The sequence below is a fragment of the Microcystis sp. LSC13-02 genome (assembly GCA_002282935.1).
Taxonomy (GTDB): Bacteria; Cyanobacteriota; Cyanobacteriia; order Cyanobacteriales; family Microcystaceae; genus Microcystis.
This window is the reverse complement of record MTBT01000104.1, coordinates 1-13,164: the sequence shown is the minus strand read 5'-3', so window position 1 is coordinate 13,164 and position 13,164 is coordinate 1. Positions and strand designations below refer to the sequence as shown.

Annotated in this window: 8 protein-coding genes and 1 pseudogene; 3 read left to right on the top strand and 6 right to left on the bottom strand. The window is 38.8% G+C overall.

The features are described 5' to 3' along the window. The first annotated feature begins 282 nt into the window (after window positions 1–282). The 3 genes and pseudogenes from BGL89_RS06290 (at window position 283) to BGL89_RS06280 (ending at window position 5,049) form a co-directional block, all read left to right on the top strand. A complete protein-coding gene (locus tag BGL89_RS06290; protein ID WP_286824956.1) occupies window positions 283–1,548 on the top strand; it encodes a DNA cytosine methyltransferase in 1,266 nt (421 codons plus the stop codon). Between the two features lie 24 nt (window positions 1,549–1,572). Beyond that, window positions 1,573–1,754: pseudogene (gene lepB, locus BGL89_RS06285) on the top strand (signal peptidase I); the annotation flags it as partial. Window positions 1,755–1,986: 232 nt separating this feature from the next. Beyond that, window positions 1,987–5,049, top strand: coding sequence for a patatin-like protein (locus BGL89_RS06280; protein WP_286824955.1), 3,063 nt, complete (start codon window positions 1,987–1,989; stop codon window positions 5,047–5,049). 133 nt (window positions 5,050–5,182) lie between these two features. Here BGL89_RS06280 and BGL89_RS06275 read toward each other — a convergent pair whose 3' ends face one another. The 6 genes from BGL89_RS06275 to BGL89_RS06250 all read right to left on the bottom strand — a co-directional run bounded on the left by BGL89_RS06275 (window position 5,183) and on the right by BGL89_RS06250 (window position 12,814). After that, on the bottom strand, window positions 5,183–6,802 hold the full coding sequence (locus BGL89_RS06275) for a S8 family serine peptidase (protein WP_286824954.1): 1,620 nt from the start codon (window positions 6,800–6,802) through the stop codon (window positions 5,183–5,185). Between the two features lie 328 nt (window positions 6,803–7,130). After that, window positions 7,131–8,216, bottom strand: a complete 1,086-nt coding sequence (gene cax, locus BGL89_RS06270) for a calcium/proton exchanger (protein ID WP_286824953.1) — start codon at window positions 8,214–8,216, stop codon at window positions 7,131–7,133. Continuing rightward, entirely contained in the window at window positions 8,213–8,674 is a 462-nt protein-coding gene (locus BGL89_RS06265) for a cupredoxin domain-containing protein (protein ID WP_286824952.1), read from the bottom strand. Before BGL89_RS06265 ends, cax begins: the two co-directional genes overlap by 4 nt. Window positions 8,675–8,836: 162 nt before the next feature. Beyond that, complete coding sequence (locus BGL89_RS06260) at window positions 8,837–9,145, bottom strand: DUF6679 family protein (RefSeq protein ID WP_002735547.1); 309 nt, start codon at window positions 9,143–9,145, stop codon at window positions 8,837–8,839. Between the two features lie 533 nt (window positions 9,146–9,678). Then, window positions 9,679–10,932 (bottom strand): P-loop NTPase fold protein, encoded by a 1,254-nt coding sequence (locus BGL89_RS06255; protein ID WP_286824951.1) that lies wholly within the window; start codon window positions 10,930–10,932, stop codon window positions 9,679–9,681. Window position 10,933: 1 nt separating this feature from the next. Further along, window positions 10,934–12,814 carry a tetratricopeptide repeat protein gene (locus BGL89_RS06250; RefSeq protein WP_286824957.1) on the bottom strand — a complete coding sequence of 627 codons (1,881 nt, stop codon included), beginning with the start codon at window positions 12,812–12,814 and terminating at the stop codon, window positions 10,934–10,936. Window positions 12,815–13,164 lie beyond the last annotated feature (350 nt).

Sequence of the window (13,164 nt, the reverse complement as noted above, 5' to 3'; positions counted from 1 at the left end):
GCGACTATTTTATGCAAACAATCGCCAATTTTTCAAGGGTACTATAACATAAATTAACATTGATTACCAGAAAACGGGTTTCTCAAAGAAACCCGTTTTCTCAGTTTCTCCTAGTGTTCACCACCTGATGAGATAAACCCATCAGATTGAGCAAAATTAAACAAAACATCGTCAACAGCAGGAATAATCGGCAAAAGAGAAGAAGTCATTACATTGACCGCAAAGGTTTACTGCGACAATACAGTATAATGAAAAGCAGACAATAGAGAACTAATTATCAAGGTGAAACATAGACCAATTGCGATCGATTTATTTGCTGGCTGCGGTGGGATGTCCCTTGGTTTAGAAGCGGCAGGATTTGATGTTGCTGTAGCAGTAGAATTTGATGCAGTCCATTCCTTGGTTCATCATTTTAACTTTCCCTATTGTCAAACTATTTGCCGGGATATAGCCAAAGTAACCAGTAGAGAAATATTAGAATTATTAAAACTCAAAGGCTATGCCACCGATGTTAGTTTAATTGCTGGTGGTCCGCCCTGTCAAGGTTTTTCCCTTATTGGCAAACGACAAATAGATGATCCTAGAAATTCCCTAGTATTTGAATATCTGCGGATTGTAGGGGAAATTAAACCCAAGTATTTTATCTTTGAAAATGTCCCCGGCATGGCTACGGGTAAACATAAACAATTTTTAGAGGAGTTAATCTCTGAATTTGAAGCTATTGGCTATACAATTAATCAGCCAATTAAAATCCTAGATGCTAGTGAATACGGCGCACCTCAAAAGCGCAGAAGATTAATCTTAATTGGTAGTCGCAAGGATGTGACAATGGCCACATATCCTGCTGTTTTGTCAGGAGAAAAATCAGCTTTTACCAGCGTCTATGATGCCATCTCAGATTTAGAATTAATACCAGCTTTTATCGGTACTGATTTAGGCATACCCGCATCAAAATTAGATTATAGTGGCAAGAGGAAAAAATATTCAGTGCAGCCAAGGGATATTTTTAAACTTTGCCATCAGAGAACAGTAGATACAAAAATATATGGACATATAGGCTCAGTTCATACCCAAAGATCAATTGATAGATTTATCTTAACCGAACCGGGTACAGTGGAGCGAAAAAGTCGCTTTTTAAAGCTTTCCCCCACCGGTTTATGCAATACTCTCCGCGCCGGAACAAATAGTGACAAAGGGGCCTATACTGCTCCTAGACCTATTCACTATTCTATTCCCCGTTGTATCACTGTGCGAGAAGCTGCCAGACTGCATACATTCCCCGATTGGTTTCAGTTTCACCGCACAATATGGCATGGTTTTCGTGAGATTGGTAATGCGGTTATTCCGCTATTATCGAAAGAACTTGGTGATGCTGTGATGAGAGCAATGAACGTCAATACTGCCAATCTCAACCGAGTTATTTTAGAAAAAATGCCAGCAGAATTATTACTATATAATATGTCTCAGGCATCAAATTATTGGGGAATCTCTGATGATGTTATCCCGAAAAGAAAACGAGGTGTCTCTCAGAGGTTGGTCAGTATTTAAATTATACCAAATCCGTTTTTAATAGTTTTAGAAGCACCGCGCTATAATTTGCCGTTAGTTCAGGTTCCTCCTGGTGAATTTTTGTCATGGGAGATAATCGTAATAATAGCAACGATTCCCATATCTGGGGATTTTTACCAGTCAAGAACGTGATTAGCCGTGCAGTTTTTCGCTTTTTACCACTGCATCGCTTTAGCTGGGTTTAATGGTTCTCATCTAACTTCTGACTGCTGTTTCCCCGCAACCTCAAATACCAGGATAAATGTAAAGATTTCTTAAAATATAGTGTAGGATACAATGTTTGTGGCGGGGGGGTGTGTATCATTGTATATTGGGAAATGTGGTAGAGCGTCCCAACCCTGATCGCAAAAACCGCCACAAACGACTCCCAACTGTACCTGTATCTTTTAGAACGTCAAATAACCGTCGAGACTTGCTATGACTGCAACACCTGGTCACAACACACAATCTTCGTCAGCAACTTGCTTGAAAAAACCAGATTTTCGTCAGGAAACTCGCTTAGGATTAGTCCTTTATGGTGGGGTTTCTCTAGCAGTTTACATGAATGGTGTTTGTCGAGAATTTTATAATGCAACAAGGGGTCGGGGAATTTATAAATTAATTAAAGCACTGACCGATTCAGATATTGTTGTTGATATTGTATCGGGAACTTCAGCGGGAGGAATTAATGGAGTTCTCTTGAGCTATGCAGTTGCTAATAGCTACGAAAAAATTGTAGTTGACTTCAAGGAATTTGGAGATATTTGGCGAGAAAGTGGAGATATAAATAAATTACTGCGTCCGCTCAAAAAAGAAAATAATCAAATAGATGTTAATTCTCTTTTAAACGGCGAAGGCTACTATCAAGAAGAACTTTTTAAAGCTTTTGAAAAAGCTGGAAATAAACAAGAATCTGCTCCTGATGGAGAATGGTATTCAGAGTTTAACGAACTAGATTTATTTATCACTGGCACTGATGTTTTAGGAAGAATCCATCAAACCTTTGACAACACTGGAAAAGTAATCGAAATCAAAGATCATCGTTGCATTTTTCAGCTTAAATATCGAGAAGATCAAGATGTTGGAGATCCTTTTTCTACCAAAGATGCAGATACTCAAAAAGCCTTAGCTAAACTCTGTCGAATCACCTCTTGTTTTCCCCTTGCTTTTCCTGTAGTACCTGTCGAAATTAAGTCTGATAATAAGGTAGATAACAAACTACAAGAATGGGGAAAGCTTTTGAGAAATCGCCTCCTTCCGCAAGAACCTCCAAAAGAGGGATATAAAATCTATTTTGTTGATGGGGGAGTTCTAGATAATCGTCCTTTTAGTTATACCACTGAAGCCATGTATTATCGTACAGCAGATCGTCCTGTCAATCGTCAATTATTTTATCTCGATCCCAATCCAGAAAGCTTTGTTAACAGTAGCAAATTTACAGAAATGGAGCAACCTACTGTTTGGGAAGTCATCACCGGTTCTCTAATCAGTTTACCCAGGTATGAAAGTATTGGCAAAGATCTTCAACAAATCAAAGATATTAACGACAAAATTCGTCGCTATAACTTGTTATTAAAAAGTGTTGATGAAGAAGTACATGAACAAACAACAGAAGCCAAAAATCGTTATTGGAGGTGTCGTTTAGTCAGTTTAAGAGATAGTATTCTCTTCGTAATTTTTGACAACCAATATTTCATTGGCAAAGAACAAGAACAGGAAGAACTATTAGAAAAAAGTGCTACTTTATTGACCCAATTTATTAACAATTTAGAGGAAATTAAAAATCGAGAGGAAACTTTAAATTCCCTAGCTCAAAATATTGAAAATCTAGATATTCAATATGCTATTAGAAAACATAACTTTCTCTCATCTCAAATTTACTCTCTGATGTCTGATGCTATTACCAAAGATACAGATAATATTGCCAAATATACAGAGTTGAAAAATTTAGCCAATAAAATCACTTGGCTGCTAGAGTTGCTCAAAGTCATTGATCAGGTTGTCAAAGAAGTCATAAAATCCGAACCTGTTCGCCAAAAATTTTATCAACTCATTACAGAAGAGGAAGAAGACAATAATCAACAATCTGTAAATTTGAAGCGCAAAAAAATATATGATTATCTATTAACGTTGTTGCGTCTTATCTTAGATAGTCAAGATTTAGCCGATGTTACCGTAGAAAATCTCAAAGAGCTAGATTTTGACAAAATCGGTTCTATCCGGAGACAATTACGGGACAAGGTTAAAGTTATGGATCTAGATCAAGATTGGGAAGCATTAACTATAACCAAAGGTGAAACAATCTTAGAAAAAATAGAACAAGCTGCTGCGAAGTTGTTAACTGAACAATCGGAGAATATAGAACCAGTAATTGGCAAATTTGAGAAATTTCAGCTAATTGATCAAGTAATATATCCCTATCAATATTTGTCCGATATCCAAAACAAAAATCTAATTAAACTTGTTCGTATTTCTCCCAATGATGCTGATAAAGGATTTGGCAAAGATAAGGGACTTAAAGAAAAATTAGCTGGAGATCAATTTCGTGCTTTTGGAGGCTTTTTTAAGAAATCTTGGCGCTCTAATGATATACTTTGGGGACGGTTAGATGGAGTCAACCGTATTGTTGATGGGTTATTAACTTCAGAATCCTTAAAAGCCTTCTCTGGAGTTGTAAGTCGCCAAATTAAACTAGAACAATTCCCTGGAACTGAGGAAGAGAAAATTAAAGAATACGTCAAGCGACTTGTTGATGAATCTTTTCCCACAGAAACACAAACAGAAAAAAATGAGCTAATTCAAGACCTAATTAAACTTGCTCAACCTAATACAACCCTTGCAAAAGAAGAATTAGAAGAATTCTTAAATAAGCTTGTCATTTTAGGACATAGTGCTATTCTTAAGGAAAATTTAGGGAATGTATTCAAAGACGCAATTTCTGAACAATTGGAATGGAATCAACAAAAAATTGACTCAACTCCTGAACCAATCTACAACTATGTTGGTGGCTATTTTGACAAAGCAGTAACTCCCTTAGCTGCTGCAGAGCTTGCTCAACGTTTCCTAGAGGATTTCAAAGGGAAAGAAAAAGAATACTTCCTGGGTGAATATGGAGTTGGTTCAGAAACAATAGTGAAAGATATACCTTCTAATATTCTCAAAAGTTTAGGCGCTCGGTCAGCGATAATTTTGAGTGATATCATAGAATCTAGTAAGACTGGTAAACGACTGCTTAGACTTCAATCTTATCAGCTTCTCAAACAAATTCTGAATATATACTATTTCCTGTCCCAAAGAAGTAGTCCAAGCAGCTATAAAACACAAGCCTCTCCCCTAATCTCTGCTTTGAAATCATTGCTTCTTTTTATTATTGCATTTGGAGTAATAGCCTATCTACTAAATATCTTACCAAGATGGGCTGTGTTAACGATTGCAACCTTAGCATTACTCTGGATAATAAAAAGCTTATTGGGACTATTATTCGGGAGAACCTCTCAATAACCGCTGGAAGCTGTGCCAAAGAAAAATCAAAGTCCTGTAGGGGTTGCCATGGGGGGGAGAATCTGGTTTTAAAAACCCGCTCTTTTCTCCCCACTCTCCTATACTTTTTCAACAGGATTTACTATCATTTCTATTATTCGGGTACTGTCCACCAAGCGAGAGCAAAAGCCTGTTCTTTCTCGTTAACTTGCTGACGATATTGAACCCGAATTTTATACTTTCCAGAGGTAGGAATAGGACAAAAAATATGCTCTAAACTATCACTATCACTTAGGGAAGCACAGGTGTATTTAGTATTATTATCCTCTTGGGCAGGTAAAAGATAAACATCTAAATTATTCAAACCGCGATCTCGGAAACTTTCATCGATATCATAGAGATTATTGCGATTAGTATCGATTAATTCTACCAAACGATCCCATGCTAAAGTTATCGAGACAAAACTATTAGCTTTTAATGGCTTCTCTAGGGCATAATCTTGATAATCATTAGCGGTAACTGTACCGTAATCCCAACCAATAGCAGCAATAGATTCTGTGGCTGACCATTGACCATTACTAAACTGTGTGTAGGTGCGAAAAGTGTTAAGATGTCCCGTACCCATCTGCATATCTAAAGGAATTTTCGGGTCTTTATAAGCATCGGACTCTAACCAAGTTTTTTGGTCCTTAGTTAAGACCGTCCGTCTCATACCTAATAATAAACCATCGCCCGTATCTTTAATTTTATCGGCAGCATTAAGCATCACTGCTTTCATCACCTGATGACGACGAGAATCGAGACTCCAATGGGGATTTTTTTGGTTAATTTGTTGATCGCCGTATTCTTGTAAAAGCGCCACCGATGCTGTAATATGAGGAGCGGCGAAACTGGTGCCACTAACAGTATTTAATTTACCTTTGAGGTCATAAAGCTCTATTTTATTGCCGGGGGCAACTAAATTAATTGACCGTCGCGAACCATCATTAATTTCCCGTTTAATTAAACTGCGACCAATCCCCACTGGTAAAGCACTAATATTAGCAAAATCAACTTTAGTGAATTTTCCTTCTCTTTTGGCTGTATAAGCGGTGGTAATGCCGTTAAAATGATCGGTGGGAATGGGAATTCCTCCCTTACCTTGATTGCCAGCAATTACATAAAGAACATCATCAACTCGCGATGACCAATCAACACATTGAGTTAATAAAGCTTGACCATCTAATTTTGCTTCCTGTCGCTGATCTCTTTGCAAAGATTCCCCAAAACTAAAGTTAATCGCGCGCACATCACCGCTATTTTGTCGGGCAATATTTTGACTAGCAAGACATTCTTCCGGTTGTCCGCCGCGTCGCAAAGAACCCACCGCACCCGAATATAATCTCGCTTTTGGGGCAACTCCGGGGATTTTTTTATCATCACTGACCATCACCGTTGCCACCATAGCGGCGTGATTATCGAGATAGGTGTTGGGTTTGGCAATTTGATCGCGAAAAAAAACACCGGCTAATTTATAGGGAGGTTGCCAAGCTGCCACTTTATCATAACCGAACTGAGCCGGTCGGCCGATTTCCACTTGACCGATGGCAATTTTTCGTCCTAATAAATTATAGGGTTCCGCCCGCAGGCGATCGGCATAAATTCCCTGTTCACCGATGGAATTAGAAAGAACTAGGGAAGGAAGCAGAATTATCGTTACTACTAACCCGACGACAAACCAAAACCCTCTTTTCATCATCAGCAATCCTGCGGCGGTAAGGTGATACCGATCCATTCTAAGACAGAAATCTCAGGAGTGAATCTCAGATTTGCAGAAATACCGACAATCAGCAATTATTAGTAACTCTTAAATTAATACAGATGCGTCAGCAGCTGCGTGTAAGCATCCCACCGAAAAACTAATGCGCGGGGGGTTTGGGGGCGGCGCCACGCCCCCAACGGGGGGTTTGGGGGGTAGAACCCCCCAAAAGCTTGGATTGAGGGAAAAAATCGAAAGTAATGCGCGACTTTAGCAGAGAGTTTCCCTTTAAAAATCCCAACTTAGTAGATTTACAAAAATGAGATGCACCCAATCTTAGAAAATACCCAAATCTCTTTTTTTGCTAGGCGGGATGGTAATAAAAAGCCACTGCCAAGATTAAATAGGTGGCTAGTAATAGGGTTCCATCTAACCAATTGGAACGACCAGTAAAGCTGATTAAATTAGTGACAACCACTGCGACAATCAAAGCCACCACGTTAAAGGGATTAAAATTTAAATCCATCGGTTGCTGCCAAAATTGACCGATAAAAACTAATAAAGGGGCTACGAATAAAGCCACCAATAAACTATCACCCATAGCCACGGAAACCGTTAAATCCATCTGATTTTTTAGGGCTAATTGAGTGACGGTAACTATTCCAGAAACATCGCTAATTAAAGGGATGAAAATCACCCCGATAAAGAGAGGAGTGAGATTAAATCCTTCCATAACCGATTCCACTACATCAACAAATAAATCCGACTCATAAGCTACAGCTACGGTGGAAGTAAGCAGCACAAGTAACCAAATCCAGACTTGAGCTTTTTCTTCCTCACTAACCTGATTGTCAGGGGTATTTTCATTACTTAATCCCACTTCGTAGAGATAACTATGGGTTTTGAGGGAAAATAATAAAGTTAACCCGTAAACTATTAATAAAACCGTGGCAGTGACTAGGGAAAGACTGAGAATATCGGCAACTTCCACCACGTTAGAAGTATATATTACCAAAGTTGGTAAAGCGATCGCTATTACTGCTAAAGTCATGGAAGAACCATTTACCCGCGCTAAAATCGGTTTAAATTCTTGCTCTTTGTAGCGAATTCCTCCCGTGAGCATTCCCATGCCCATAAATAATAATAAGTCGCTGAGAATACTACCGGTAATACTGGCTTGTACGATGTCCACCAAGCCTTTTTTTAGGGCAATTAAGGCAATAACTAAAGTGGTGGTATTGCCGAAGATAGCATTAACTAATCCTCCCAAAGCTGGCCCGGTGACTACGGCAACTCTTTCCACAGCCGTACTTAACCAAATTGACAGGGGAATGATCGATAAAGCGGCAGTGATAAAAATAGCTTGATCTCCCCAATTAAGACGACTAGCGACCACCGATAGGGGAATAAATAATAGGAAAGCAAAGGAGACAATTTTTCTTAAATTCATGGGTTATTAATGGCGATTTCTCCCACCATTCCCGCTGCAGCATGGCCCGGAATAGTACAGATTAATTGATACTTACCGGTTTTGAGAGGAACTATTACCCATTCTGCTTGTGCATTAGGTTTTAATTCTAGTTCGTGAATCGCCCCTTTAATCTCCACTTTTCCCGCTTCAACTTTCTGCGTCCAACTAGCATCGGCGAAGTCTTTAGCGGTAAAATAATGTTTAGTGGGACTGGGATTATCGAGAATTAATTTGTATTTTTGTCCAGCAATAAAGTTTAATTGACTAGGAAAGAATTTTAATTCTCCTTGTCCGGATCCTAGACTAATTTTAACTTCTAGAGGGGCGGAGCCGGCGAAGGCCGGAAAAGTCACTAACCAACAACTAACTAAAACTATTACTACTGCCACAAATTTTTGATAGATATCCTTGGCAGCGACGTAGGGATTAGAATTCATTTTGCTCCTCTGGCTTATAATAGAGAAAATCTGGCGGCTTTGACGATAATTTTAGAACAAGCGGTGATTCTTACCGGCTCTCTTCCTTTCCATCCCCTAAAAGTCCCTTGGCCATTGTTAAAACCTCGGGACTTCTAGCCACTGTCAGTTAAATCGACAAAATTAATCTAAGCTATCGGGAGAATGGGGATAAAGTTGTTCTGCTTCTGGACAATCTTCCGAGACATTAATATCAGGATTCGTCCGCGACACCGAGGCCAGTTTTCTGCTAACCGCACCAATACTTTCTAAACGCACCATTTCTTCCCAAGAACTAATCTCGTCTTCTTCTTCTGTTTCGTAGCGAATGGTGACGAGATCGCTTTCTAGATCGATAATACGAGCATTATCAATCCATCTTTGCTGATCGCGCAAGAAAATGCAGACTTCCTGACCATCCATACAGAATTGATAAATCTTGCGGTGTAACATATAATTGCTCCTAAACAGCTTCTTTTGTTGAATTCAACTAACGGGAAGTTACAAAATGCCAATCTCGGCAATAGCTCAAGAATTCCCGGGGATAAGACAAAAGGGAGGAAAATTCCGCTAGTAGTGGCAAGAATGGGTAAGAAAAGTCAGGTTTCCAGTTTGGGACTACGTTCTTCAAAGACATCGATTCGATTAATAGACGGCCTCGGCGATTCACTAAAAAACCGCCCTTATAGAGTCATTGTGACATAAATTTTCACTTCCTAACAGTATTCCTGGATGGAATCGGGAATACGGTTTAGGGATGAGGTTAGAGGCCAAATTTCAACCCCCCGACATTTGAGATAAAAAATGGCTGTGAGCTTACAGCTACTTCAGGGTAAGCGCATCTTAACGACCCTTGACAAAATGAACTTTATGTGAGTTGCTTACCCTGAAAGCACTTCAGGCATATTTGAGGAGAATTTGCCATCTCAATTGTCAATAGCGTTTGAGATGCGCTCACCTTGTACATCGAAGGAGCTATTTATTATTTACTCAGACTGAGACTCAGGGAGTAACTTAGGTTGAAATAATTGGGAAGGAACAAAACGAAAACCGCTTTGATCTTCTTGACGAATTAATAATCCTTGTTCTTCCATCGATTTAAGTTGGGGCAAGAGAGAAACAAAGGTTATAGCATCAAGTTTATCCAAAGTTTGATCAGAAATATTCTCACTAATGCCACCGGCTTGATGAGCAACGTATAATAAATGACGAAACTGAGGACTTAAATAATCAGTAAAGTCTTTTTGAAGGATTTGCCAAATTGAATCAAAAGCAGTTTCATCAATAATTTCATATTCTGCTGAAGCAGCTTGCCGTAATACTTTTTCACAGATAGTATTCAGTTCTCGAGGAATTCCTTGAGCGTAACCCGTAATTAAATTGATGACTTCTTCTGTGAAAGGATAGGGATCATTTCGCTGTTCGTTTCTGGCACTATTAAGATAATTAATAGCAATGTGACGTAAATCATCTTGACTCATGGGTTCAAGGGGAATATCTTCAGAAAAGATACCAAGGGCTTTTAAAGTTGCTTCTTGAAGCTCGGTAAAGCCTCTTCCTGTCATGATAAATCCTCGATGTTTTCCCATCCGAAATAAATCTAAACTACTTTCTAAAATTGTCTGGACAACAATGGGGTCTTTTTTGTCAAAATCATCAATAGCAATAACAATACGAGAATAAATTTCTTCGGCTCTATCTAATAAACGAATGAGTAAAGGATAGGGATCAGCATTGGCGGTGGGAGTCAGTTGATTAGCAGGGGATTCTTCCTTTTTGCCAAAGGATAAAAAGCCTAATTTAACTTGTCCTTCAGTAGTGGTTTTATTGCGTTGGATGGAATACCCTAAAAGTGTATTCGCAATGTCTTTTGATTCTTGAACACTATCCGCTAAACTATCGGCTACAGCTAATAATAAAGCACGATAAAATTCCGTGGAGCTTTCCCCAGGAATGCTACTTAAATAAAGCACTAACATTTTTTCATTTAGTTCCGCTACTTCCTGTTGTAACTGATGAATTAAATTAAAAATTAAGGCAGTTTTACCAATACCCCAAGCTCCCCTAACTAAGATATTACGTCCTTCATAGAGGGTCGGAATAACTATATCTAAAACTTGATCGCGTCCATAAAAAATCTTTGCTAATTTTTCGGGATCATCGGGGGGAGTTGGTCGAAAAGGATTTTCTATAAGTCCCCATTTTTTGAGAGTTGATTGATAACGGCTGAGTCTTGTCATTTTAAGCTGATTGTAGAATTTTTAGTAGATGATTAATTTCCTCTAGTCGTTCTGAATTATTGTTTTCTTGATAATATGTTTGTGCCTCTTTTAAATGACTACAAGCTTGGGAAATCTTGCCAATTTGTATTTCTAGATTGCCCAGTGCAGTTGTCACAGAAGCCACATTATCTTGATCACCTAAACGACGGAATAGACGTAAAGAATCTTTAAAATAAAGTCTTGCCTGTTCGAGCCTACCAGTGCGATGATAGAGACGGGCAAGTTCCAATAAAATTGGAGCCAAACTACTAATATCCTTTTGTTTTTGATAAAGTTGTTGACAATTTTCTAAGTGTTCAATAGCTTCTGTATAATATCCGCCCTCAAATAAAGCTTTTCCTAATTGATAGGAATAGTTAAAATATAAGGTTTTGTCTTCGGTTTTTTCAATAATTTCTCCAGCTTGTTTATAAGAGTTAATTGCTTGTTGAATGTCTGCCACTTTACCAAGAAGTTTAAATCGTTCTCTGAGAGTATTTGCTAAATTATATTGTGTCTCTGCCCAATCTCCTGGAAAGGCTTGACGGGTACAAATTTGTGAGACTTCTTGATAACAGACAATTGCATTTTCGATATTCTCGGCTTTATTGCCTCTAACTCGTTTAATGTAAGCATTGCCTAAATTATTTTGAGTAGTTGCCCAGTCAAGAGGAAAGGCATCAAAAGTACGAATTTTTAAGGCTTCTTGATAACAGAAAATTGCGGTTTCTATATTCTCTACTATGTCTCCTTTGATTCTGTTTATGTAAGCAGACCCCAGATTATTTTGTGTTGCTGCCCAATTTTCAGGAAAAGCATCACGGGTCAACACTTCTAAAGACTGGTTGTAAGCAACAATAGCTAACTCTAGATTATCTGCTCTTTCCCCTCTAATACGATCACTATAAGCAGTACCCAGATTATTTTGTGTTGCTGCCCAATTTTCAGGAAAAGCATCACGGGTATAGACTTCTAAAGACTGGTTTAATGCTGCTATAGCTAACTCTAGATTATCAGCCCTTTCCCCTCTGATGCGATTACTATAAGCATTCCCCAGATTATTTTGTCTTGCTGCCCAATTTTCAGGAAAAGCATCACGGGTATAGACTTCTAAAGACTGGTTATAAGCAACAATAGCTAACTCTAAATTTTCTGCTCTTTCCCCTCTGATACGATCACTATAAGAATTACTCAGATTATTTTGTGTTACTGCCCATTCATAAGGAAAAGCATCACGGGTATAGACTTCTAAAGACAGGTTATAAGCAACAATAGCTAACTCTAGATTATCTGCCCTTTCCCCTCTGATGCGATCACTATAAGCATTACCCAGATTATTTTGTGTTGCTGCCCAATTTTCAGGAAAAGCATCACGGGTATAGACTTCTAAAGACTGGTTTAATGCTGCTATACCTAACTCTAGATTATCTGCCCTTTCCCCTCTGATGCGTTGACTATAAGCAGTACCCAGATTATTTTGTATCATTGCCCATGTTTGAGGAAAAGCATCACGGGTATATACTTCTAAGAGGGTTTGATAGCCTTTAATAGCGATTTCTAGATTATTAGCTCGACTTCCCACGGGAAACTCTTGAAGTTTATTACATAAATCTCCAATCACCTTGGCAATACCCGCCACTTCTTCTGGTTTCCTTTGAGAAAACACATTTCTAGCCAATTGTTGCAACAGTTGGGCAAAAGTATCATCTAACAGATGTTGGCGGCGTTGTAGGATAGGATAAACCACCGTAGGATCGCTATTACTCTCCCATTCTGCTTGTAAGACTTCTGATAAAAACTTCTGATATTCCTCTATACTTCCCGCTTGAGGGTTGAGAAACTGCCCCAATTGTTGCACCATATCGCGTAACCAAGCAGCAGGGTGATTATTTCCCTGTTCTTCTAACCCCGTTGCATAGTTTTCCATCACCTGCAAAAATTGGGGGTCAATCAATTCCTGATTAGCTTGCAGAATATTATTGAGTTCCTCATCATCGGCACGAGCAAGCAACTGTTCAATTAAATTCACATAAGCTTGAGCGCGTTGTTCCTTCATTGCTTTGATTGTGATTGATGTGATGGACGATGATTTTTTCGACAGACCGACCCTATGAATATACTATTGACACTCCCATCGCTAAAAGCGAGGGATTCTTGGTTCATCGAGTTTCCTTGATCTGGCAGGACGTATCCAACCAAACCAGAGGGAAT